Origin of the sequence: Hydrogenophaga sp. YM1, assembly GCF_016903055.1 — a bacterium.
GTDB classification, from domain to species: Bacteria; Pseudomonadota; Gammaproteobacteria; order Burkholderiales; family Burkholderiaceae_C; genus Hydrogenophaga; species Hydrogenophaga borbori.
This window is the reverse complement of the sequence record NZ_CP070223.1, coordinates 4,433,492-4,454,547: the sequence shown is the minus strand read 5'-3', so window position 1 is coordinate 4,454,547 and position 21,056 is coordinate 4,433,492. Positions and strand designations below refer to the sequence as shown.

Sequence of the window (21,056 nt, the reverse complement as noted above, 5' to 3'; positions counted from 1 at the left end):
GTCTCAGCGCGCGCGCGTGGCCAATACCGCCGCGCCCACGATCATGGCGGCCGCCACCAGCACCGAGGCACTGGGCCATTCGCCGCGCACCGCCAGCAAAGTGCAGGTCGACAGCAGCGGCGTGAGAAAGCTCAGCACGCCGATCTGGCGTGCGTCGCCGCGCTTGAGTGCCGCGTCCCACAGGAAGAAGGCGCCACCCAGTGGGCCCTGGCCCAGCAGCGCGATCAGCGCTCCATCCCGAGCCGACAGCGCCACCGGGTGCTCCAGCGCCGCGTGGCACAGCAGCGACAACGCGCCTGAAACCGCGGCGAAGCCGCCGATGGCGGCCGTGGGGAAGTGTGTCACGCGCTGGGTGAGCAGCGAGTAGGTGGCCCAGATGAACGCCGAGCCCAGCGCCGGCAGGTAGCCCCAGGCCCAGGCGGTGCCAGCGCCTCCCTCGGCGCGGCCGAGGATGGCCAAGGCGGCGCCCGCGAAACCGATCAGCGCGGCGATCAGGTGGCGCGCGCCCAGGCGCACGCCCGGCAGGATCAGCGGCGCCATCACCACGATGCCCAATGGCCAGAGGTAGTTGATGAGGTTGGCCTGCACCGGTGGTGCGTGGCGCAGGGCGATGAACAGCAGGAAGTGAAAGCCGAACAGGCCGTAGATGCCCAGCGCCAGCGTGCTCGGTGGCACGCGCCAGCGGCGCAGGTCGAAGCGCGACAGCGGCAAGGCGATCAGGCTGCCGACGAGCAGGCCGAGGCCGGTCAGCAGAAAGGGCGGCACGTGGGAGAGGGCCACGCCGAGCGCGGCGAGCGAGGCCCACAGCACGATCGCGCCCAGGGCGAGCAGGTTGGCGGAACGCATCCCGCGATCATCGCGCGGCACGCCGTCGCGCGGCGCGGGTCCATCGTCGCGCGGCGCGGCTCAGGCGCGGCTCAGGCGCGGCGGCGCAGCGCCGCCGTGAGCGCCGAGGGCGAGCGGTAGCCGCTGCGCCGCGCGGCCTCGGCCACGGGCAGGCCCTGGGCGCGCAGCCGGCGCGCCTGCTCGAGCTGCAGCCCGCGCAGCCAGCGCTGCGTGCTCAGGCCCAGCTCCTCGCGGCAGCGGGCGGCGAACTGCGCCGGGCTCAGGTGCGCGCGCGCGGCCAGATCGGCCACCTCGATGGCCTCGTGCGCCCAGCGCGTGCGCGCCCAGTCGGCCAGCGCGGACCAGTCGATCGCGCGGCGCGCGCGCCGGGGCGCGGCGCCGTCGGGCAGCCAGCTCTCCAGCAGCAGGGCGGGGCCCAGGGCCTGGGCGCGGGGCAGGCCACGCGCGCAGGCCTCGGCGAGGTAGCGCGCGAGCGCCTGCGTGGCGGCCGTGGGCCTGGCCGTGGCCAGGGCCCAGTCGCTGACGTGGCTGTCCAGCACCAGGCAGCGCGCGCCCTGGCGCGCCTCGAAGTCGTGGCGCTCGCCCGGCGGCACGATGCAGCCGTCGCCCGCGGCGATGCGCTGCCCGCGGCCCGCGATCTCCAGTTCGAGCGCGCCCTCCAGGCCGACCAGGATCTGGAAATGCCCGTGGTCGTGGCAGCCATGCGAGGCGCCGTAGGCGCGCACGCTCAGGTGGTCGCGGGCGGAGGCGGTGCGGCCCATGGGGGGGTCCTCAGGCCTTGTTCTTGGTGGCCACCAGCCGCATGCCGGGCATCAGCCGCGTGGCGAGTTCGGGTCGCTCCAGCGCGTAGTCGAGGTTCATGCGCGCGATCTCCACGTGCTCTTCACCGAGGGCCTGGGCGCGCGAGCCCTGGCCGCGCTCGATGGCCTGCACCATGGCGTGGTGCGTGCGCTGGGCCAGACGCATCCATTGCTGGCCCTCTTCCATGGACGACTGCATGGGCAGCATGGAGCTGGGCGAGGCGAAGGGCATGGCGTCCAGCATGTCCATGATCCGGCGCAGCACCGAGTTGCCGCAGCCGTCCATGATGAGTTGGTGGAAGCGGTCGTTGGCCTCGACGTAGGCCGTGTAGTCGTCCAGCTCCATGGTCGGCTTGTTGACCGTCTGGTCGCCGCGCTCCAGGCATTCGTGCAGCTCGCGCAGCAGCTGGCGCGGTGCGCCTTCCTCGGCCAGCAGGCGGGCGGCGAAACCCTCGATGAGGCCGCGCACGCGGATCGCGTCGGCGATCTGCTGCGAGGTGAAGCGGCGCATTTGGTAGCCCCCCGTCGGCGAAGGCTCGATCAGGCCTTCGTGCTCCAGGCTGGCCAGCGCCAGGCGCACCGGCGTGCGCGAGGCGCCGAGCTTCTCGGCCAGCGGGATCTCGGCCAGGCGCTCGCCCGGCACGAACTCGCCTTTGAGGATCAGGTCGCGCAGCTGCACCAGCACGCGGGATTGTTGGGAGTCCATGCGGTTGAACAGGGGGATGCGGGCGGGGAATTCTAGGAGAGCCGGCCGCGAATGCACGCCGCGGCGATGAGTTGGCATGCAAGCTGCATGCAATGAGTCGGGATTGATTTTGAAAGCCAGTTGATTGCTCCAAATTGGTGCCAATCAAATAAGGGTTAACCCTTTATTTCTCCATCTACATCGTTCGCTTGTCGCCTGTTTGTCCGACTGTGTTGGTTTGATGAATTCACTTGCATACAATGCGGCGCCCCGATACCCCCGAACCGGAGTGAGCCCATGACCCGCAGCACAACGACCCGGCCCCTGGTCATCGTCGGCGCCTCCTACGCCGGACTGCAGCTCGCCAGCAGCGCGCGCGAGCTGGGTTTCGAGGAGGACATCCTCATCGTCGGCGATGAACCCCACCCGCCCTACCAGCGCCCGCCACTGTCCAAAGGCCTGCTCACCGGCAAGGCCACGGTGGACCAGCTCTGGCTGCGCGCGCCCGAGTTCTACGCCCAGAAGCGCATCGGGCTCTGCCTGGGCCGCCGCGTCGCCGCGCTGGACCTGGCGGCGCGCCGCCTCACGCTGGACGACGGCAGCGTGCTCGAGCACGGCTGGCTCGCGCTCACCACCGGCGCGCGCGCCCGCGCCCTGTCGCTGCCCGGCGCCGAACTGGACGGCGTGCTGCCCTTGCGCACCCTGGACGACGCGCTGCGCGTGGCCGAGGCCGCCGCGTCCGCGCGCTCGGTCTGCGTGATCGGCGGCGGCTTCATCGGCCTGGAGGTGGCGGCCGCGCTGCGCGCGCGCGGCGCCGAGGTCTGCGTGGTCGAGACCCAGCCGCGCCTGCTGGCGCGCAGCCTGCCCGAGCGCATGGCGGCCTTCGTGGAAGACGCGCACCGCCAGCGCGGCGTGCGGGTGCTGACCGGGCGCGGCGTGCGCGGCCTGTTGGGCGCCAACGGCCGCGTGGCCGCCGTCGAGCTGGCCGATGGCCAGCGCATCGACTGCGATCTGGTGGTGCTGGGCATTGGCGTCTGGCCCAACAGCGAGCTCGCGCGCGACGCCGGCTTGACGGTGGACAACGGCATCGTCACCGACCCGCTGGGCCGCACCTCGGCCGAGGGTGTGCTGGCGGCCGGCGACGTGGCCGCCGTGGCGCCCGCGCCCGGCGCGCCGCGCGTGCGGCACGAATCCATCCAGGCCGCCACCGACGGTGCGCGCGCCGCCGCCAGCCTGCTGGTCGGCCAGCCCCGCCCCAACACCGCCGTGCCCTGGTTCTGGAGCGACCAGTTTGACCTCAAGTTCCAGATGGCCGGCGTGGCCCGGGCCGACGACGAAGCCGTGGTGCGCGGCGAGCCCGACAGCGGGCGCTTCAGCGTTTTCTACCTGCGAGACGGTGCGGTCGCGGCCGCGCACAGCGTCAACCGCCCGGGCGAACACCTGCTGAGCCGCCAGCTCATCGCGGCGGGCGCGCGCCTGTCGCCCCAGGTCCTGGCCGACCCGGCCAGCGACCTCAAGGCCGCGATGGCCGCGCTGGGCGCTGCGGCCTGAACCCCCTTTCGCATTTTTCCCTTCCCCACGGAGCCCCACCATGACCCTCACCAAACGACAAGCCATCGCCGCACTCGGCCTGGCCGGCCTCGGCGCCCTGGGCGCGCTCGGGGCCGCGCAGGCCGCCGAGCCGCTGCGCATCGGCCTGATCGCCACCTACTCCGGTCCCTACGCCGACTACGGCCGCCAGTTCGACGCCGGCATCGCGCTCTTCCTCAAGGAGCGCAACGGCCAGATCGCCGGCCGGCCGGTGCAGATCGTCAAGAAGGACACCGCCGGCCCCGCGCCCGACGCGGCCAAGCGCTTCGCCCAGGAACTGGTGGTGCGCGACAAGGTGAGCTTCATCACCGGCCTGGACTTCAGCCCCAACGCCTATGCCGTCGCGCCCATCGCCACCCAGGCCAAGGTGCCCACCATCGTGGCCAACGCCTCGTCCTCGGCCATCACCACCAGCTCGCCCTACATCGCACGCGTTTCGTTCACGGTGCAGCAGGTGTCGGACCCGATGGCGCGCTGGCTGCTGCGCAAGGGCGTGAACAACGTCTACACCGTGGTCGCCGACTACGCCTCGGGCGTCGATGCCGAGACCGCGTTCAAGAAGGCCTTCACGGCCGGCGGCGGCCAGATCGCCGGCGAGCTGCGCACGCCCATGAACAACCCCGACTTCTCGGCCTACGTGCAGCGCATCAAGGACGCCAAGCCGCAGGCGGTGTTCTTCTTCTTCCCCTCGGGCGTGATGCCGCCGGCCTTCCTGAAGGTGTGGAAGGAGCGCGGCATGGAGGCCGCCGGCATCCAGCTCTTCGCCACCGGCGAAGCCACCGACGACAGCTACCTCGACGCCACCGGCGACGTGGCCCTGGGCCTGGTCACCAGCCACCACTACTCCTATGCGCACCCCTCGGCCAAGAACCAGAAGTTCGTGAAGGACTTCGAGGCCCAGTTCGGCAAGGCCATGCGCCCGAGCTACTTCGCCGTCTCGGCCTACGACGCGCTCTCGGCCATCGAGGCCGCGCTGGCCAAGACCCAGGGCGACACCCGCGGCGAGAAGGTCATGGACGCCCTCAAGGGCCTGCAGTTCGAGAGCCCGCGCGGCCCGGTGGAGATCGACGCCGCCACGCGCGACATCGTGCAGACCGTCTACATCCGCAAGACCGAACGCGTGAACGGCAAGCTCGTCAACGTGGAGTTCGACCAGTTCGAGCGCGTGAAGGACCCGGCCAAGGCCGCCCCTTGAGCGCGCGCCCGGCGGACTTGTGAACGGATCCCCATGGCGATCGTGATCTTCGACGGAGTGGCCTACGGCATGCTCCTGTTCCTCATAGCAGTGGGCCTGTCCATCACGATGGGCCTGATGAACTTCGTGAACCTGGCCCACGGCAGCTTCGCCATGGTGGGCGGCTACGCGGCGGCGCTGCTGATGAACCGCTACGGCCTGGGCTTCTACCCCGCGCTCGCGGCGGCCTTCGTCGCCGCGGCGCTGGTGGGCGCGCTGTTCGAGGCGCTGCTCTACCGGCGGCTCTACAAGGCGCACCCGCTCGACCAGGTGCTGCTGTCCATCGGCATCGTGTTCGTGTCGGTGGCGGCCTTCACCTGGTTCTTCGGGCCCACGATGCAGCCGTTCACGCTGCCCGAGTCCCTCGACGGCCGCCTGTCCCTGCTGGGCCTGGAGGTGAGCCGCTACCGCCTGTTCCTCATCGTCTGCGGCCTGCTGGTGCTCGCGGCGCTGCTGCTGGGCCTGGGGCGCACGCGTTACGGCGCCATGGTGCGCGCGGCGGTGGACAACCAGCGCGTGGCCGCCGGCACCGGCATTCCGGTGCAGCGCCTGTTCTTCCTCACCTTCTCGCTGGGCTGCGGCCTGGCGGGCCTGGGCGGCGCGCTCAGCCTGGGCATGCTGGGGCTGGAGCCCAGCTTTCCGCTGAAGTACCTCGTGTACTTCCTCATCGTGGTCTGCGTCGGCGGCGCCGGCACCATCACCGGCCCCTTCGTGGCCGCGCTGCTGGTGGGCATCGTGGACGTGGCCGGCAAGTACTACCTGCCCGAGGCGGGCGCCTTCCTCATCTACGTGGTCATGATCGTCATGCTGCTCGTGCGGCCCAACGGGATCGTCCCGCGAAAGGGCTTGGCGTGATCCGAACACCCCCGCCGCGCTTCGCGCGACCCCCTCAAGGGGGCGGCACCTGCGGTCCGGCCAAGCCGGTCCCGCGGTGCCTCTGCTTGGCCTCGCTTCAAACGCCGCATCTGGGGCGCCGCTGATATGAAACCCATTGTTTTGAAGCCCGCGCAGCTGCGGGCGGCCGAGGTGTTCTTCTGGCTGGCCCTGGGCTCGTGCTACTTCCTGCTGCCCGAGCACCTGAGCCTGATGAGCCAGATCCTCATCTTCGGCCTGTTCGCCGTGTCGCTGGACATGGCCCTGGGCTACGCCGGCATCCTCACCGTGGGCCACGCGGCCTTCTTCGGCGCGGGCGCCTACGCGGCCGGCCTGCTGGCCAAGCATGGCTGGGGCGAACCCTTCTCGGGCCTGCTGGTGGCGCTGCTGGTCTGCGTGGCGCTCGGCTACCTGCTCAGCGCCCTGGTGGTGCGCGGCACCGACCTGGCGCGGCTGATGATCACCATCGGCGTGTGCATGCTGCTGGCCGAGCTGGCGAACCGGCTCTCGGGCATCACCGGCGGCACCGACGGCCTGCAGGGCATGGTGGTGCAGCCGCTGTTCGGCCGCTTCGAGTTCGACCTGTTCGGCCAGACCGCCTTCGTCTACGCCTTCTTCATGGTGCTGCTGGTCTTCCTGGGCGTGCGGCTGATCCTGCGCTCGCCCTTCGGCCTGGCGCTGCGCGGCATCCACGACAGCCGCAAGCGCATGCTGGCCATCGGCTCGCCGGTGGACGCGCGCCTGCGCCTGGCCTACGCGCTGTCGGCCGGCGTGGCCGGCGTCGCGGGCGCGCTGCTGGCGCAGACCACGCAGTTCGTCGGCATCGAATCGATCGGCTTCAACCGCTCGGCCGAGATCCTGATCATCCTGGTGTTGGGCGGCACGGGGCGCCTGTACGGCGGCCTGATCGGCGCCATCGTCTACATGCTGGTGCACGACTGGTTCGCCGACATGAACCCGCAGTACTGGCAGTTCTGGCTGGGCCTCTTCCTCATCGCCGCGGTGCTGATGGGCCGCGGTGGCCTCATGGGCGCGCTCTCGCGCCTGTTCCAGACCCGGGAGGACGCCCGATGAACACGCCCGCCCTGCAGACCCATGGCCTGGGCATCTCCTTCGGCGCCTTCCGCGCGGTGAGCGAGGTGAGCCTGTCGCTGGAGCCCGGCGCGCGCCAGGCCCTGATCGGCCCCAACGGCGCCGGCAAGACCACGCTGATCAACCTGCTCACCGGCGTCTACAAGCCCTCGGCCGGCCGCGTGCTCATGAACGGCGAGGACGTGACCGCGCTGTCGGCCGACCGCCGCGCGCGCCGCGGCCTGGCCCGCACCTTCCAGATCAACACCCTGTTCCCCAGCCTCACGCCGCTGAGCTCGGTGGTGCTGGCGATCAGCGAACGCGAGGGCCTGGGCGCCGTGTGGTGGCGCCCGCTCAAGCGCCACGCCGCCGTCTACGCGGAGGCGCACGAGCTGCTCGGGCGCCTGAAGCTCGATGCGCTGGCCGAGGTACCGGTGGCCGAGCTGCCCTACGGCAAGCAGCGCCTGCTGGAGATCGCGCTGGCCATGGCGGCCAAGCCGCGCATCCTGCTGCTCGACGAGCCGGCCGCCGGCGTGCCGGAGGACGAGAGTGGCGAGCTATTCGAGGTCATCGCCGCGCTGCCGGCGGACATCAGCGTCCTCTTCATCGAACACGACATGAAACTGGTCTTTCGCTTCGCGCGCCGCATCTCGGTGCTGGTCACGGGGCAGGTGCTCACCGAGGGCACGCCGACCGAGATCGGTCGCGACCCGCGCGTGCGCGAGGTTTACCTGGGCCAGTCCCACACGCAGGCCACGCGCGCCATCCCCGTGGAGGTGGCGCATGGCTGAGCTGCTGGCTTTCGACCGGGTGGTGGCCGGCTACGGCAACGCCGTCGTGCTGCACGAACTGGGCTTTTCGCTCGACGAGGGACAGAGCCTCGCTGTGCTGGGCCGCAACGGCGTGGGCAAGACCTCGCTGCTCGAAACCCTGATGGGCAACACCCGCGTGATGCGCGGCGCCGTGCGCTGGGCCGGGCAGGACATCACGCGCTGGCCCTCGCACCGCCGCGCCGGCGCCGGCCTGGGCTGGGTGCCGCAGGAGCGCGAGGTCTTTCCCTCGCTCACGGTGGAGGAGAACCTCACGGTGATCGCCACCAAGGGGCCGTGGAACCTGCGGCGCGTGTACGGGCTGTTCCCGCGCCTGCGCGAGCGGCGCGGCAACTACGGCAACCAGCTCTCGGGCGGCGAGCAGCAGATGCTGGCCATCGGCCGCGCGCTGATGACCAACCCGCGCCTGCTGCTGCTGGACGAGCCCATGGAAGGCCTGGCGCCCATCGTCGTGGAGGAGTTGGCGGTCTCGATCCGCCGGCTCTGCGAGCAGGAAGGTCTGGCGTCCATCGTCGTGGAGCAGCACCCCGTGCTGGCGCTGGAGATGACGCACCAGGCCATCGTGCTGGAGCGCGGCACCGTGGTGCACGCGGGGCCGAGCGCGGCGCTGGCCCAGGACGCGGCCCTGCTCGAAGGCCTGCTGGGCGTGGGCATCGCCGAACCCGCCTGACCCCCCGATTCCATCGCGGGCGCCGGGGCGCCCGGTTCAACCCCCCATGAGGACACCTGTCATGCCATTCCCTTTCCAGAAAGCCCTTGGTGGCGCGCTCGTCGCCTTGGGTCTGGCGGCCGCACCCGCCGCCTTCGCCCAGGACACCGTGCGTGTCGGCGTCATCGCCGAGATGTCCGGCCCCTTCGCCGAATTCGGCAAGCAGATGCAGGCCGGCATACGGGCCTACCAGAAGATGCACGGCGACAGCGTGGCCGGCAAGCGCGTGGAGGTGGTGATCAAGGACGTGGGCGGGCCCAACCCCGACGCGGCAAAGCGCATCGCCACCGAACTGGTGGTGCGCGAGAAGGTGAACGTGCTCGCGGGCTTCGGCTTCACGCCGAACGCGCTGGCGGTGGCGCCCATCGCCACCCAGGCCAAGGTGCCCATGATCGTCATGAACGCGGCCGCCGGCGGGCTCACCGCCAAGTCGCCCTACATGGTGCGCACCTCCTTCCACTACCCGGAGACCGTGCCGCCGATCGCGCAGTGGGCCATCCAGCAGGGCGCGAAGAAGGCCTATGTGATCGTGGCCGACTACTCGCCGGGCCACGACGCCGAGGCGGCCTTCATCGCGGCCTTCAAGAAGGCCGGCGGCGAGATCGTGGGCAGCGTGCGCACGCCGCTCATGACGCTGGACTTCGCGCCCTACATGCAGCGCGTGAAGGACGCCCGGCCCGATGTGCTGTTCTCCTTCGTCAACGGCGGCGACGTGGCGCCGGCCTTCATCAAGGAGTACCGCGACAAAGGCCTGCCCGAGGCCGGCATCCAGCTCATCGGCACCGGCGACATCGTCGACGAGGCCCTGGTCGAGGCGATCGGCGAGCGCGGCGTGGGCATCACCACCGTGTACCCCTATTCCATGCACCACAAGTCGGCGCTGAACGAGCGCTTCGTGCGCGAGTTCAAGGCCCAGCGCGATGCGAAGTCGCGCCCCACCATCATGGGCGTGGCCGCCTACGACGGCATGGCCGCGCTGTACGCGGCGCTGGCCAAGACCGGCGGCAAGGCCGACGGGCCGACGCTGATCGCCGCGCTCGCCGGGCTGAAGATCGACAGCCCGCGCGGCAGCCTGACCATCGACAAGAACAGCCGCGACGTGGTGCACGACCAGTACATCCGCCGCTTCGAGAAGCAGGACGGCGCCTACTACAACGTCGAGTTCGAAACCTTCAAGGCGGCGCCCTGATGGCCGTCGACGCCCTGTCCCTGGACGTCGCCGGGCTGACCGCGGCCTACCGCGATGGCCGCCTGCACCCGCTGCAGGCGCTGGACCAGCTGTTCGACGCCATCGAGGCCGACGCGCGCGGCATCAACGCCTTCTGCCTGCTCGACCGCGCGGCGGCCGCGCGCGAGGCCGAGGCCTCGGGCCGGCGCTGGCATGAGGGCCGGCCCCTGTCGGTGCTGGACGGCGTGCCGGTCTCCATCAAGGACCTGGTGAACGTGGCCGGCTGGCCCACGCGGCGCGGCTCGCTGAGCGGCAGCGACGACCCCGTGCCGCAGGACGCGCCCGGCGTGGCGCCGCTGCGCGCGGGCGGCGCGGTGCTGTTCGGCAAGACCACCACCACCGAGTTCGGCTGGACCGTGGGTTCGTCGAACCCGCAGGCCGGCACCACCCGCAACCCCGCGGCGCCGGGCCGCGAGATCGGCGGCTCCAGCAGCGGGGCGGCCGCGCAGGTGGCCGCTGGCTGGGGGCCGCTGGCCCTGGGCAGCGACGCCGGCGGCTCGGTGCGCCTGCCCGCGTCGTGGAGCGGCACGGTGGGCTTCAAGCCCAGCTTCGGCGCCATCCCGCTCGCGCCGGCCAGCGCTTTCGCCGAGTTCGCGCACCTGGGCACGTTCACGCGCTCGGTGGCCGACTGCGCCCTGGCCATGCGCGTGCTGTCGCAAGCCGACGCGCGCGACCCTTCTTCGCTGTTCGCGCGGACCGAGGCGCCGCCCGCCCGCGCCCTGCGCGTGGCCTGGACGCTGTCGCTGGGCTCGTCGCGGGCCGTGCAGCCGGCCATGGCCGAGGCCGTGGCGGCACTGGTGGAGCGCCTGGCCGGCGCGGGCCACACGCTGATCCACTGGCCCGAGGCCGCGAGCGACCGGGCCGAGGACATGTGGCGCGTCTGGCTGTCGCGCATCCATGAGTCCTTCGTGGACTGGACCGAGGCGCAGCGCGAGCGGCTCTCGCCCGGCCTGCGCGACGCGTACGGGCAGGGCGCCGCGCAGGCGCCGGCCGAGCTGGCGCGCGCCCGCGCCCGCCTGCGCGCCTGGACCGGTGCGCTGGCGCAGCGCTTCGCCGACGTCGACCTGCTGATCACGCCGGCCACGCCGGGCGCGGCGCCGCCGCTGGGCGAGGTGGGCGCCGGGCCCTGGTTCGAGGCCGTGGGCGGTTTCACCTACCCGTTCAACCTCACGCAGCAGCCGGCGCTGAGCCTGCCGCTGGGCGCCGACGCCGAGGGCGCGCCCTTCGGCGTGCAGGTGGTGGGGCCGCGCTTCCAGGACGCGGCGGTCTTGCAGGCCGGCGCGCGCATCGAGGCGCTGCTGGCCGGGGCCCGCTGAGCGGGCCGGGCGCTCAGCGCGGGCCGGCGGAAGCCGGCGCCGCCAGCGCTTCCAGCACGCCGTGGGCCTGCTGGTCGGCGTGGTAGCTGCTGCGCACCATGGCGCCCACGGCGGCGTGGGTGAAGCCCATCTCGTAGGCCTTGGCCTCGAACATCTTGAAGGTGTCGGGGTGCACGTAGCGGCGCACCGGCAGGTGGTGGCCGCTGGGCGACAGGTACTGCCCGATGGTGAGCATGTCGATGCCGTGCGCGCGCATGTCCTGCATCACCTGCAGGATCTCCTCGTCGGTCTCGCCCAGGCCGACCATGATGCCGCTCTTGGTCGGCACGTTCGGGAACAGGGCCTTGAACTTCTTGAGCAGGTTCAGGCTGAAGGCGTAGTCCGAACCCGGGCGCGCTTCCTTGTACAGGCGCGGCACGGTCTCCAGGTTGTGGTTCATCACGTCGGGCGGCGCGGCCTTCAGGATGTCCAGCGCTCGGTCGTCGCGACCGCGGAAGTCGGGCACCAGCACCTCGATGGTGGTCTGGGGGGAGAGCTCGCGCGTCTTGCGGATGCACTCGACGAAATGGCCCGCGCCGCCGTCGCGCAGATCGTCGCGATCCACGCTGGTGATCACCACGTATTTCAGCTGGAGCTGGGCGATGGTCTTGGCCAGGTTGACCGGCTCGTCCGCGTCCAGCGGATCGGGGCGGCCGTGGCCGACGTCGCAGAACGGGCAGCGGCGCGTGCACTTGTCGCCCATGATCATGAAGGTGGCCGTGCCCTTGCCGAAGCACTCGCCGATGTTGGGGCAGCTGGCCTCCTCGCACACCGTCACCAGCTTGTTGCTGCGCAGGATGTCCTTGATCTCGTAGAAGCGGGTGCTCGGGCTGCCCGCCTTGACGCGGATCCACTCCGGCTTCTTGAGCGTCTCGGCCGGCACGATCTTGATGGGGATGCGCGCGGTCTTGGCCTGGCTTTTCTGCTTGGCGGTGGGATCGTAGGTCGTGCTCATGGCGAAGGGGGTGGCGATGGGCTCAAGGGGCCAGCAGTGCGCCGAGCTTCTGGCTCAGGACAATGGCCGCGTCGTCCCAGGTGACGGGGACGCCGATTGTAGAAAGGTCCACCGTTTGCAGCCCGGCGTAGCCGCACGGGTTGATACGGTGGAAGGGTTGCAGGTCCATGGCCACGTTCAGGGCCACGCCGTGGTAGGTGCAGTGCCGGCTCACCTTGATGCCCAGTGCCGCGATCTTGCCCAGGCCGGCGAAGTCGGGCGCGGGCGGCGGGCTGCCGGGCTCGCGCCGCGCGGGCGCCTGCGGCAGCCGCGCGTGGCCGCGCGGATCGTCCAGCCGCACATAGATGCCAGGCGCGCCGGCCACGCGGTGGCCGGTGACGCCGAAATGGTCCAGCGTGCGGATCACCGCTTCTTCGATGCGGTAGACGTATTCCTTGACGAAGTAGCCCGCGCGCTGCAGGTCGATCAGCGGGTAGGCCACCACCTGGCCCGGGCCGTGGTACGTGACCTGGCCGCCGCGGTTGGTGGCCACCACCTCGATGTCGCCGGGCGCGAGCAGGTGGTCTTCGTGGCCGGCCAGGCCCTGCGTGAACACCGGCGGGTGCTCGCAGACCCAGAGCTGATCGGGCGTGTCGGGCGTGCGCGCGGCGGTGAAGGCCTGCATGGCTTCGTAGGTGGGCCGGTAGGCGGCCCGGCCGAGCCAGCGCACGTCCATGGAATCAGAGCACGACCTTGACCATGGGGTGCGTGGTCAGGGTGCGGTAGACCTCGTCGAGCTGGTCGCGGCTGGTGACGAACACGGCCACCGTCAGGCCCATGTAGTTGCCGGCCTTGCTGGGCCGGCGCTCCAGCGTGGCGGCGTCGAAGGACGGGTCGAAGTTGCGCACCACCTCGACGATGGCCTCGGCGAAGCCCTCGACGTTGTCGCCCATCACCTTGATCGGGAAATGGGTGGGGTAGGTGATGAGCGACTGCTCGGGCGGGATGTCGGGTGGCGTGTCCATGGCGTGGCCTCAGAGGGATTGCTCGGCCACGGCGCGCTGGTAGGCGGCCAGCAGGCGCGCGCCCACCGGGCCGGGCTGGCCATTGCCCACCGGGCGGCCGTCGAGCGTGGTGATGGGCAGCACCTCCTTGGTGGCCGAGGACAGCAGCAGCTCGTCGGCGGCGAGCACCTCGTCGCGCGACACGGGGCGCAGCTCGAAGGGGATGCCGTTGTCGCGGCAGATCGACTCGATCAGGCCATAGCGGATGCCTTCCAGCACCAGGTGGTCCTTGGGCGGCCCCATCACGGTGCCGTTCTTCACCACCCAGACGTTGCTGGCCGCGGCCTCGCTGAGGAAGCCGTCGCGAAACATCACGGTTTCCAGCGCGCCGGCGTCGGCGCTGATCTGGCGCGCGAACACCGCGCCCAGCAGGCTGGTGCTTTTGATATGGGCCTTCTGCCAGCGGAAGTCGTCGGCTGTCACGCAGGCCACGCCGTTGGCGCGCTGCTCGGCGCTGGGCAGCTTCATCTCGCCGGCCATCACGAACACCGTGGGCGTCAGGCCCGGCACCATCACGTGGTCGCGCGGCGCCACGCCGCGCGTGACCTGCAGGTAGATCAGTTGGTTGGCCACGCCCGCGGCCTGGCGGTCGGCGATCAGCCGGCGCGCGATCGCCAGCCATTCGTCGCGCGTGTGGGGGTTGGCGATGCGCAGCTCGCGCAGCGAGCGGTCCAGCCGGTCCATGTGCTCGGTGAAGCGGAAGATCCGTCCGCTGTAAGCCGGCAGCACCTCGTAGACGCCATCACCGAAGATGAAGCCTCGATCGAGCACGCTGATGCGCGCGTCGCGCAGGGCGGTGTAGTCGCCGTTGAGAAAGCAGAGCGAATCGGGCAGGGGAGGGTTCATGAGGGGATTATCCGGCTGGGTGTTTTCGCCCGCGCGCGACCGCTCCCGAGCCTTGACTGGCCCATCGGGTTTCTACGTATAATCAATGGCTTTGCGAACCTGACCGGTCCGTCATCTTTCCGTCAACCGCGTTGTCGACCCATGCTGACTGCCAAGCCGACGCCGCCCCTGACCGATGACCCCGGAGATGGGGCGCAAGAACCCGAATTCAAGCCGTTGACGCGCGAGGAAGCGCGGCAATGGCGCGCCAGCCAGCCGGGGCTATCGCTCTGGCGGCTGGTGGGGGTGCAGTGGCTGGTGGGGCTGCTCGCCGCCGCGGTTGCCGCGTTGCTCACGCAACGGGCCTCTGTCGCGGTGTCGGTCCTGTACGGCGCGGCAACGGTGGCGATCCCTTCGGCCCTCATGGCCTACGGATTGACCTCCAGCGCCTTGTCCCGGCTCTCGTCGGGCTTTGCGCAGGCCGCGCTGGTCGGTTTCCTGTTCTGGGAGGGCGTGAAAGTCCTGCTGTCGGTGGCTCTGCTGGCCGCGGCGGTCTGGATCCTGCCCGAGCCGAACTGGATCGGGCTGCTGATCGGGCTGGTGTTGGTTCTCAAGGTCTACTGGTTCGGGGTGCTGCTCCAGACCCGCAGACCGGTCGCAAACGGTTGACTCCGCGTTTTGGTGCACACAAATGGCTGCTGAAGGCACTCTGACCCCGGGCGAATACATTCGCCACCACCTCGTTCACCTGACGAACCACAAGCAGTCGAGCATCGTCGACTTCTCCGTGATCAATGTGGACTCGGTGGTCGTCAGCAGCCTGCTGGGCCTGCTCATGTGCGTCGTGCTGTGGCTGGCCGCGCGCAAGGCCACCGCCGGCGTGCCGGGCCGCTTCCAGGCCGCCGTCGAGATCCTGGTTGAAATGGTGGACAACCAGGCCAAGGCCGTCATCCACAACGCCACCAGCCGCAAGCTCATCGCCCCTCTCGCCCTGGCCGTGTTCGTCTGGATCTTCCTGATGAACTTCATGGACATGATCCCGGTCGACCTGATTCCCCAGATCTGGCACAGCGCCGGCCCCGCCATGGGCTTCAAGGACTACCTGCGCGTCGTGCCCACGGCCGACCTGTCCACGACCCTGGGCCTGTCCGTCTCCGTCCTGTTGCTCTGCCTGTTCTACAACATCAAGATCAAGGGCCTGGGTGGCTGGGCGCATGAATTGGTGTCCGCTCCCTTCGGCACCAGCAAGAACCCGCTCTGGGCGGTGCTGTTGGGCGTGGTCAACTTCCTGATGCAAATGATCGAGTTCGTGGCGAAGACGGTTTCGCACGGCATGCGGTTGTTTGGCAACATGTTCGCGGGTGAGCTGGTGTTCATGCTGATCGCGCTGCTGGGGGCCTATGCCACCCTCTCGCTCGGCGGTGGACTCTTCTTCGTCGGACACCTGATCGCCGGCACGGTGTGGACCTTGTTCCACATCCTGGTCATCACCTTGCAGGCGTTCATCTTCATGATGCTGGCCCTTATCTACCTGGGGCAGGCGCATGACGCTCACTGACGCGACCGTCCAGGACGCGCTCGGGTAATTTCGTTCCTTTTCTCAATCAGCAAACTTCCATCTCAATAGGAGTCATCATGGAAAACGTTCTGGGTCTCGTCGCTCTGGCTTGCGGCCTCATCGTCGGTCTGGGCGCCATCGGCGCTTCCATCGGCATCGCGCTGATGGGCGGCAAGTTCCTCGAGTCGTCGGCCCGTCAGCCCGAACTCATGAACGACCTGCAGACCAAGATGTTCATCCTGGCCGGCCTGATCGACGCGGCTTTCCTGATCGGCGTGGCCATCGCCCTGCTGTTCGCCTTCGCCAACCCCTTCACGCTGTAAATCGGTTGGTCGGCCCCGCGCGGGCGTGGCCATCGCGGTGAGCGGGCGCAGCGCCCGCCGCCGCCTCGGTCCGTCCGCCGGGTCGCCGGTGTGTTTTTCCCTTAGTCCACACAGAAAGGCGTTGCGATGAACATCAATGCAACCCTCTTTGCGCAGGCCATCGTCTTCGCGATCCTGATCTGGTTCACGATGAAGTTCATCTGGCCACCGATCGCAAAGGCCCTCGATGAGCGCGCGCTGAAGATTTCCGAAGGCCTGGCCGCCGCCGAGAAGGCCAAGACCGAACTCGCCGCGACCAACAAGCGCGTCGAAGAGGAGCTGGGCAAGTCGCGCAACGAGTCCGCCACCCGCCTGGCCGACGCTGAGCGCCGCGCGCAGACCATCATCGAAGAGGCCAAGGCCCGCGCCAACGACGAGGCCGCCAAGATCGTGGCCGCCGCGCGCCAGGAAGCCGAGCAGCAGGTCGTCAAGGCCCGCGAGACGCTGCGCGAGCAGGTGGCCGCGCTGGCCGTCAAGGGCGCCGAGCAGATCCTGCGCAAGGAAGTCAACGCCGGCGTGCACGCCGACCTGCTCAACCGCCTGAAGACCGAGCTCTGATCGGTCCAACACGAGACGACCATGGCCGAAATCGCCACCATTGCCCGCCCGTACGCGGAAGCGCTGTTCAAGGCCTGCGGTCAGGATGCCGCCGGCACGGCGGCCTGGCTTGACGCCCTGGCCACCGTGGCCGCCGATGCGGGGCTGCGCCAGTTCGCCGACAACCCCAAGGTCTCGCCCCAGCAGGTGTTCGATCTCATCGGTGGCGTGCTCAAGAGCCCGCTGCCGACCGCCGGCCAGAACTTCCTGCGCACGGTGATCGACAATGACCGCCTGGCCGCGCTGCCCGAGATCGCCGCCCAGTTCCGCGCGCTCAAGAACGCCCAGCAGGGATCGGCCGACGCCACGGTGTACAGCGCCTTCCCGATCGAGCCCTCGGCCCTGGCCGACCTGTCGGCCGTGCTCGAGAAGCGCTTCGCCCGCCCGCTCAACCTGCAGGTGCAAGTGCAGCCCGAGCTCATCGGCGGCATTCGCGTGGTGGTCGGCGACGAGGTGCTGGACACCTCCGTCAAGGCCCGCCTGGAACAGATGAAAGTTGCCCTCACGGCCTGATGGCCGGACGTCGGGCGCGCCGCATACCAATCAACGAAAGAAGGAAAGAGTCATGCAACTCAATCCCGCCGAAATTTCCGAACTGATCAAGTCCCGCATCGAGGGCCTGGCGGCCAGCAGCGACGTGCGCAACCAGGGCACCGTGGTGTCCGTCACCGACGGCATCGTGCGCGTGCACGGCCTGTCCGACGTGATGCAGGGCGAGATGCTCGAATTCCCGGCCAACAAGGACGGCGTGCCTTCCTTCGGCCTGGCGCTCAACCTCGAGCGCGACTCCGTCGGCGCCGTGGTGCTGGGCGAGTACGAGCACATCTCCGAAGGCGACACCGTCAAGTGCACGGGCCGCATTCTGGAAGTGCCCGTGGGCCCCGAGCTCGTGGGCCGCGTGGTGAACGCCCTGGGTCAGCCCATCGACGGCAAGGGCCCGATCAACGCCAAGCTGACCGACGTGATCGAGAAGGTCGCCCCGGGCGTGATCGCGCGCCAGTCGGTCGACCAGCCGGTGCAGACCGGCCTGAAGTCCATCGACTCCATGGTGCCTGTCGGCCGTGGCCAGCGCGAGCTGATCATCGGCGACCGCCAGACCGGCAAGACCGCCGTGGCGATCGACGCGATCATCAACCAGAAGGGTCAGAACATGACCTGCATCTACGTCGCCATCGGCCAGAAGGCGTCGTCGATCAAGAACGTGGTGCGCGCCCTGGAGCAGGCCGGTGCGATGGACTACACCATCGTCGTCGCCGCCTCGGCCTCCGAATCGGCCGCCATGCAGTACCTGTCGGCCTACTCGGGCTGCACCATGGGCGAGTACTTCCGCGACCGTGGCCAGGACGCCCTGATCGTGTACGACGACCTGTCCAAGCAGGCCGTGGCCTACCGCCAGGTCTCGCTGCTGCTGCGCCGCCCGCCGGGCCGCGAAGCCTACCCCGGCGACGTGTTCTACCTGCACAGCCGCCTGCTCGAGCGCGCCGCCCGCGTCAACGCCGACTACGTCGAAGCCTTCACCAAGGGTGAAGTCAAGGGCAAGACCGGCTCGCTGACCGCGCTGCCCATCATCGAGACGCAGGCCGGCGACGTGTCCGCCTTCGTGCCGACCAACGTGATCTCGATCACCGACGGCCAGATCTTCCTGGAGACCAACCTCTTCAACGCCGGCATCCGTCCCGCCATCAACGCGGGTATCTCGGTGTCGCGCGTGGGTGGTGCCGCCCAGACCAAGCTGATCAAGGGCCTGTCCGGCGGTATCCGTACCGACCTCGCGCAGTACCGTGAACTCGCGGCCTTCGCGCAGTTCGCCTCCGACCTCGACGAAGCCACCCGCAAACAGCTCGACCGCGGTGCCCGCGTGACCGAACTGCTCAAGCAGGCCCAGTACAGCCCGCAGTCCATCAGCCTGATGGCCGCGTCGCTGTTCGCGGTGAACAAGGGCTTCCTGGACGACGTCGACGTGAAGAAGGTGCTGGCCTTCGAGTCGGGCTTGCACGCCTTCCTGAAGGACAAGCACGCCGCGCTGCTGAGCAAGCTGCAGAACGACAAGGCCATGGACAAGGACGCCGAAGCCCAGCTGTCGGCGGCCATCGCCGAGTTCAAGAAAACCGGCACGTACTGAGCGCCCCAGGGCCAACCAGGAGCAGCGATGGCTACAGGCAAGGAAATCCGCGGCAAGATCAAAAACTTCGAATCGACGAAGAAGATCACCAAGGCCATGGAGATGATTTCCGTGTCCAAGATGCGCAAGGCGCAGGACCGCATGCGTGCGGCCCGGCCTTACGCCGAGAAGGTGCGGCAGATTGCGGGCAACCTGAGCAAGGCGAACCCCGAGTACACGCACCCGTTCATGGAAACCAACGAGGCCAAGACCGCGGGCTTCGTCGTCGTGACCACGGACAAGGGCCTCTGTGGCGGCCTCAACACCAACGTGTTGCGCGCCTTCACGAACGAGCTCAAGGCCCTGCAGGCCGCGGGTGAGTCGGCCGAGATCGTGGCCATCGGCAACAAGGGCCTGGGCTTCATGAACCGCATCGGCGCCAAGGTGGTGTCCAGCGTCACGAACCTGGGCGACCGGCCCCACCTGGACAAGCTGATCGGCCCCGTCAAGGTGCTGCTCGACGCCTACACCGAGGGCCGCATCAAGAGCGTGCACCTGGCCTACACCCGCTTCATCAATACGATGAGGCAAGAGGTCGTGGTGCAGCAGCTGCTGCCCCTGACCGCCGAGGACCTGCAGGAAGGCGCGGGCGGCCGCGACTGGGACTACATCTACGAACCCGACGCGGCCACCGTCATCGACGAGCTGCTGCTGCGCTACGTCGAGGCCCAGGTCTATCAGGCCGTGGCCGAGAACATGGCGTCCGAGCAGGCGGCGCGCATGGTGGCCATGAAGGCCGCGACCGACAACGCGGGCAACGTGATCGGCGAGCTCAAGCTCGTCTACAACAAGACCCGCCAGGCCGCCATCACCAAAGAGCTGTCCGAGATCGTCGCCGGCGCCGCCGCCGTCTAAGGTCCGCGCCCCTCCGAATCCAGAGAAAACAGAAGGTAAACATCATGTCTCAAGTGCAAGGCAAGATCGTCCAGTGCATCGGCGCCGTTGTGGACGTGGAATTCCCGCGCGACCAAATGCCGCGCGTGTACGACGCGCTGAAGATGGAGGGCACGGCCCTCACGCTGGAAGTCCAGCAGCAGCTCGGTGACGGCGTGGTGCGCACCATCGCCCTGGGCTCGTCCGACGGCCTGCGCCGCGGCATGCTGGTGACCAACACCAACGCCCCCATCACCGTGCCCGTGGGCAAGGCCACGCTGGGCCGCATCATGGACGTGCTGGGCAACCCCATCGACGAGCGGGGCCCGGTCGACCAGACCCTCACCGCCTCCATCCACCGCAAGGCTCCCGCCTACGACGAGCTGTCGCCGTCGCAGGAACTGCTGGAAACCGGCATCAAGGTGATCGACCTGGTCTGCCCCTTCGCCAAGGGCGGCAAGGTGGGCCTGTTCGGTGGCGCCGGCGTGGGCAAGACCGTGAACATGATGGAGCTCATCAACAACATCGCCAAAGCGCACTCGGGCCTGTCCGTGTTCGCCGGCGTGGGTGAGCGCACCCGCGAGGGCAACGACTTCTATCACGAGATGGCCGACTCCGGCGTCGTGAAGCTGGACGACCTGGCCGAGTCGAAAGTGGCCATGGTCTACGGCCAGATGAACGAGCCCCCGGGCAACCGCCTGCGCGTGGCCCTGACCGGCCTGACCATCGCCGAGTCCTTCCGTGACGAAGGCCGCGACGTGCTGTTCTTCGTGGACAACATCTACCGCTACACGCTGGCCGGCACCGAAGTGTCCGCCCTGCTGGGCCGCATGCCGTCCGCCGTGGGCTACCAGCCGACGCTGGCCGAAGAGATGGGCCGCCTGCAGGAGCGCATCACCTCCACCAAGGTGGGCTCCATCACCTCGATCCAGGCCGTGTACGTGCCCGCGGACGACCTGACCGACCCCTCGCCCGCCACCACCTTCGCCCACCTGGACTCCACCGTGGTGCTGAGCCGCGACATCGCCGCGCTGGGCATCTACCCCGCCGTGGACCCGCTGGACTCCACCAGCCGCCAGCTCGACCCGCTGGTCGTCGGCGAAGAGCACTACAGCACGGCCCGCGCCGTGCAGGGCACGCTGCAGCGCTACAAGGAACTGCGCGACATCATCGCCATCCTGGGCATGGACGAACTGTCTCCCGAAGACAAGCTGGCCGTGGCCCGCGCCCGCAAGATCCAGCGCTTCCTGTCGCAGCCCTTCCACGTGGCCGAGGTGTTCACCGGCTCGCCCGGCAAGTACGTGCCGCTGGCCGAGACCATCCGCGGCTTCAAGATGATCACCGCCGGTGAATGCGACCACCTGCCCGAGCAGGCCTTCTACATGGTCGGCACCATCGACGAGGCCTTCGAGAAGGCCAAGAAGCTGGCGGCGGGCTGATCGGTCCTTGCCTGAGGAAACA

At 69.4% G+C, this 21,056-nt stretch carries 23 protein-coding genes; 16 read left to right on the top strand and 7 right to left on the bottom strand.

The annotated features are described in order from the left end of the window. Nucleotides 1-3: 3 nt before the first annotated feature. The 3 genes from JNX00_RS20915 to JNX00_RS20905 form a co-directional block, all read right to left on the bottom strand. Nucleotides 4-846 (bottom strand): DMT family transporter, encoded by an 843-nt coding sequence (locus JNX00_RS20915; protein ID WP_204743588.1) that lies wholly within the window; start codon nucleotides 844-846, stop codon nucleotides 4-6. Between the two features lie 71 nt (nucleotides 847-917). Beyond that, on the bottom strand, nucleotides 918-1,607 hold the full coding sequence (locus JNX00_RS20910; RefSeq protein WP_204743587.1) for an AraC family transcriptional regulator: 690 nt from the start codon (nucleotides 1,605-1,607) through the stop codon (nucleotides 918-920). Between the two features lie 10 nt (nucleotides 1,608-1,617). Next, nucleotides 1,618-2,352 carry a GntR family transcriptional regulator gene (locus JNX00_RS20905; RefSeq protein ID WP_070401237.1) on the bottom strand — a complete coding sequence of 245 codons (735 nt, stop codon included), beginning with the start codon at nucleotides 2,350-2,352 and terminating at the stop codon, nucleotides 1,618-1,620. Nucleotides 2,353-2,628: 276 nt separating this feature from the next. On the opposite strand from JNX00_RS20905, the gene JNX00_RS20900 reads away from it, so the two are divergent. The 8 genes from JNX00_RS20900 (at nucleotide 2,629) to JNX00_RS20865 (ending at nucleotide 11,182) form a co-directional block, all read left to right on the top strand. Further along, entirely contained in the window at nucleotides 2,629-3,882 is a 1,254-nt protein-coding gene (locus tag JNX00_RS20900; protein ID WP_204743586.1) for an FAD-dependent oxidoreductase, read from the top strand. Between the two features lie 40 nt (nucleotides 3,883-3,922). Then, the gene (locus JNX00_RS20895; protein WP_083293372.1) at nucleotides 3,923-5,116 is read left to right on the top strand and encodes an ABC transporter substrate-binding protein; all 1,194 of its coding nucleotides are present in this window, start codon (nucleotides 3,923-3,925) and stop codon (nucleotides 5,114-5,116) included. A gap of 33 nt (nucleotides 5,117-5,149) precedes the next feature. Next, complete coding sequence (locus JNX00_RS20890; RefSeq protein WP_204743585.1) at nucleotides 5,150-6,010, top strand: branched-chain amino acid ABC transporter permease; 861 nt, start codon at nucleotides 5,150-5,152, stop codon at nucleotides 6,008-6,010. Nucleotides 6,011-6,136: 126 nt separating this feature from the next. Next, nucleotides 6,137-7,102, top strand: coding sequence for a branched-chain amino acid ABC transporter permease (locus JNX00_RS20885; RefSeq protein WP_204743584.1), 966 nt, complete (start codon nucleotides 6,137-6,139; stop codon nucleotides 7,100-7,102). Continuing rightward, nucleotides 7,099-7,890 (top strand): ABC transporter ATP-binding protein, encoded by a 792-nt coding sequence (locus JNX00_RS20880; protein WP_070401233.1) that lies wholly within the window; start codon nucleotides 7,099-7,101, stop codon nucleotides 7,888-7,890. The genes JNX00_RS20885 and JNX00_RS20880 overlap by 4 nt, the downstream gene beginning before the upstream one ends. Next, nucleotides 7,883-8,599: an ABC transporter ATP-binding protein gene (locus JNX00_RS20875; protein WP_204743583.1), complete on the top strand. Its 717-nt coding sequence runs from the start codon at nucleotides 7,883-7,885 to the stop codon at nucleotides 8,597-8,599. Before JNX00_RS20880 ends, JNX00_RS20875 begins: the two co-directional genes overlap by 8 nt. A 61-nt stretch (nucleotides 8,600-8,660) precedes the next feature. Further along, nucleotides 8,661-9,827, top strand: coding sequence for an ABC transporter substrate-binding protein (locus JNX00_RS20870; RefSeq protein WP_204743582.1), 1,167 nt, complete (start codon nucleotides 8,661-8,663; stop codon nucleotides 9,825-9,827). Further along, on the top strand, nucleotides 9,827-11,182 hold the full coding sequence (locus JNX00_RS20865) for an amidase family protein (RefSeq protein WP_070401230.1): 1,356 nt from the start codon (nucleotides 9,827-9,829) through the stop codon (nucleotides 11,180-11,182). The genes JNX00_RS20870 and JNX00_RS20865 overlap by 1 nt, the downstream gene beginning before the upstream one ends. A gap of 13 nt (nucleotides 11,183-11,195) precedes the next feature. Here the strand turns inward: JNX00_RS20865 and lipA are convergent, their stop codons facing one another. The 4 genes from lipA to JNX00_RS20845 are packed head-to-tail and all read right to left on the bottom strand — an operon-like array spanning nucleotide 11,196 to nucleotide 14,065. After that, a complete protein-coding gene (gene lipA, locus JNX00_RS20860) occupies nucleotides 11,196-12,176 on the bottom strand; it encodes a lipoyl synthase (protein WP_070401229.1) in 981 nt (326 codons plus the stop codon). 22 nt (nucleotides 12,177-12,198) lie between these two features. After that, complete coding sequence (lipB, locus tag JNX00_RS20855; protein WP_070401228.1) at nucleotides 12,199-12,891, bottom strand: lipoyl(octanoyl) transferase LipB; 693 nt, start codon at nucleotides 12,889-12,891, stop codon at nucleotides 12,199-12,201. A 4-nt stretch (nucleotides 12,892-12,895) separates the two neighbouring features. Then, nucleotides 12,896-13,180 (bottom strand): DUF493 family protein, encoded by a 285-nt coding sequence (locus JNX00_RS20850; protein WP_070401227.1) that lies wholly within the window; start codon nucleotides 13,178-13,180, stop codon nucleotides 12,896-12,898. Nucleotides 13,181-13,189: 9 nt separating this feature from the next. Continuing rightward, entirely contained in the window at nucleotides 13,190-14,065 is an 876-nt protein-coding gene (locus JNX00_RS20845) for a D-amino acid aminotransferase (protein ID WP_204743581.1), read from the bottom strand. A gap of 141 nt (nucleotides 14,066-14,206) precedes the next feature. On the opposite strand from JNX00_RS20845, the gene JNX00_RS20840 reads away from it, so the two are divergent. From JNX00_RS20840 to atpD, 8 genes are all read left to right on the top strand, one after another. After that, nucleotides 14,207-14,713 (top strand): ATP synthase subunit I, encoded by a 507-nt coding sequence (locus JNX00_RS20840; RefSeq protein ID WP_204743580.1) that lies wholly within the window; start codon nucleotides 14,207-14,209, stop codon nucleotides 14,711-14,713. A gap of 22 nt (nucleotides 14,714-14,735) precedes the next feature. Continuing rightward, nucleotides 14,736-15,602 carry a F0F1 ATP synthase subunit A gene (atpB, locus tag JNX00_RS20835; protein ID WP_070401224.1) on the top strand — a complete coding sequence of 289 codons (867 nt, stop codon included), beginning with the start codon at nucleotides 14,736-14,738 and terminating at the stop codon, nucleotides 15,600-15,602. Nucleotides 15,603-15,679: 77 nt separating this feature from the next. Further along, on the top strand, nucleotides 15,680-15,925 hold the full coding sequence (gene atpE / locus JNX00_RS20830; RefSeq protein WP_009519254.1) for a F0F1 ATP synthase subunit C: 246 nt from the start codon (nucleotides 15,680-15,682) through the stop codon (nucleotides 15,923-15,925). A gap of 126 nt (nucleotides 15,926-16,051) precedes the next feature. Beyond that, a complete protein-coding gene (locus tag JNX00_RS20825; protein ID WP_070401223.1) occupies nucleotides 16,052-16,522 on the top strand; it encodes a F0F1 ATP synthase subunit B in 471 nt (156 codons plus the stop codon). A 21-nt stretch (nucleotides 16,523-16,543) separates the two neighbouring features. After that, the gene (locus tag JNX00_RS20820; RefSeq protein ID WP_070401222.1) at nucleotides 16,544-17,074 is read left to right on the top strand and encodes a F0F1 ATP synthase subunit delta; all 531 of its coding nucleotides are present in this window, start codon (nucleotides 16,544-16,546) and stop codon (nucleotides 17,072-17,074) included. 52 nt (nucleotides 17,075-17,126) lie between these two features. Continuing rightward, on the top strand, nucleotides 17,127-18,683 hold the full coding sequence (gene atpA / locus JNX00_RS20815) for a F0F1 ATP synthase subunit alpha (RefSeq protein ID WP_070401221.1): 1,557 nt from the start codon (nucleotides 17,127-17,129) through the stop codon (nucleotides 18,681-18,683). Nucleotides 18,684-18,710: 27 nt separating this feature from the next. Then, nucleotides 18,711-19,577 carry a F0F1 ATP synthase subunit gamma gene (gene atpG, locus JNX00_RS20810; RefSeq protein ID WP_070401220.1) on the top strand — a complete coding sequence of 289 codons (867 nt, stop codon included), beginning with the start codon at nucleotides 18,711-18,713 and terminating at the stop codon, nucleotides 19,575-19,577. 44 nt (nucleotides 19,578-19,621) lie between these two features. Continuing rightward, nucleotides 19,622-21,034, top strand: coding sequence for a F0F1 ATP synthase subunit beta (atpD, locus tag JNX00_RS20805; RefSeq protein ID WP_070401219.1), 1,413 nt, complete (start codon nucleotides 19,622-19,624; stop codon nucleotides 21,032-21,034). Nucleotides 21,035-21,056: the final 22 nt, after the last annotated feature.

Excerpts from the sequence above, each read along its gene's own strand:
- JNX00_RS20875 (WP_204743583.1), top strand. The coding sequence starts at position 7,883 with ATGGCTGAGCTGCTGGCTTTCGACCGGGTGGTGGCCGGCTACGGCAAC.
- JNX00_RS20900 (WP_204743586.1), top strand. The coding sequence starts at position 2,629 with ATGACCCGCAGCACAACGACCCGGCCCCTGGTCATCGTCGGCGCCTCC.
- JNX00_RS20840 (WP_204743580.1), top strand. The coding sequence starts at position 14,207 with ATGCTGACTGCCAAGCCGACGCCGCCCCTGACCGATGACCCCGGAGAT.
- JNX00_RS20905 (WP_070401237.1), bottom strand. The coding sequence starts at position 2,352 with ATGGACTCCCAACAATCCCGCGTGCTGGTGCAGCTGCGCGACCTGATC.
- JNX00_RS20895 (WP_083293372.1), top strand. The coding sequence starts at position 3,923 with ATGACCCTCACCAAACGACAAGCCATCGCCGCACTCGGCCTGGCCGGC.
- JNX00_RS20825 (WP_070401223.1), top strand. The coding sequence starts at position 16,052 with ATGAACATCAATGCAACCCTCTTTGCGCAGGCCATCGTCTTCGCGATC.
- JNX00_RS20865 (WP_070401230.1), top strand. The coding sequence starts at position 9,827 with ATGGCCGTCGACGCCCTGTCCCTGGACGTCGCCGGGCTGACCGCGGCC.
- lipA (WP_070401229.1), bottom strand. The coding sequence starts at position 12,176 with ATGAGCACGACCTACGATCCCACCGCCAAGCAGAAAAGCCAGGCCAAG.
- JNX00_RS20870 (WP_204743582.1), top strand. The coding sequence starts at position 8,661 with ATGCCATTCCCTTTCCAGAAAGCCCTTGGTGGCGCGCTCGTCGCCTTG.
- JNX00_RS20850 (WP_070401227.1), bottom strand. The coding sequence starts at position 13,180 with ATGGACACGCCACCCGACATCCCGCCCGAGCAGTCGCTCATCACCTAC.
- atpG (WP_070401220.1), top strand. The coding sequence starts at position 18,711 with ATGGCTACAGGCAAGGAAATCCGCGGCAAGATCAAAAACTTCGAATCG.
- JNX00_RS20845 (WP_204743581.1), bottom strand. The coding sequence starts at position 14,065 with ATGAACCCTCCCCTGCCCGATTCGCTCTGCTTTCTCAACGGCGACTAC.
- lipB (WP_070401228.1), bottom strand. The coding sequence starts at position 12,891 with ATGGACGTGCGCTGGCTCGGCCGGGCCGCCTACCGGCCCACCTACGAA.
- JNX00_RS20880 (WP_070401233.1), top strand. The coding sequence starts at position 7,099 with ATGAACACGCCCGCCCTGCAGACCCATGGCCTGGGCATCTCCTTCGGC.
- atpB (WP_070401224.1), top strand. The coding sequence starts at position 14,736 with ATGGCTGCTGAAGGCACTCTGACCCCGGGCGAATACATTCGCCACCAC.
- JNX00_RS20820 (WP_070401222.1), top strand. The coding sequence starts at position 16,544 with ATGGCCGAAATCGCCACCATTGCCCGCCCGTACGCGGAAGCGCTGTTC.
- JNX00_RS20910 (WP_204743587.1), bottom strand. The coding sequence starts at position 1,607 with ATGGGCCGCACCGCCTCCGCCCGCGACCACCTGAGCGTGCGCGCCTAC.
- JNX00_RS20885 (WP_204743584.1), top strand. The coding sequence starts at position 6,137 with ATGAAACCCATTGTTTTGAAGCCCGCGCAGCTGCGGGCGGCCGAGGTG.
- JNX00_RS20890 (WP_204743585.1), top strand. The coding sequence starts at position 5,150 with ATGGCGATCGTGATCTTCGACGGAGTGGCCTACGGCATGCTCCTGTTC.
- atpE (WP_009519254.1), top strand. The coding sequence starts at position 15,680 with ATGGAAAACGTTCTGGGTCTCGTCGCTCTGGCTTGCGGCCTCATCGTC.
- JNX00_RS20915 (WP_204743588.1), bottom strand. The coding sequence starts at position 846 with ATGCGTTCCGCCAACCTGCTCGCCCTGGGCGCGATCGTGCTGTGGGCC.
- atpD (WP_070401219.1), top strand. The coding sequence starts at position 19,622 with ATGTCTCAAGTGCAAGGCAAGATCGTCCAGTGCATCGGCGCCGTTGTG.
- atpA (WP_070401221.1), top strand. The coding sequence starts at position 17,127 with ATGCAACTCAATCCCGCCGAAATTTCCGAACTGATCAAGTCCCGCATC.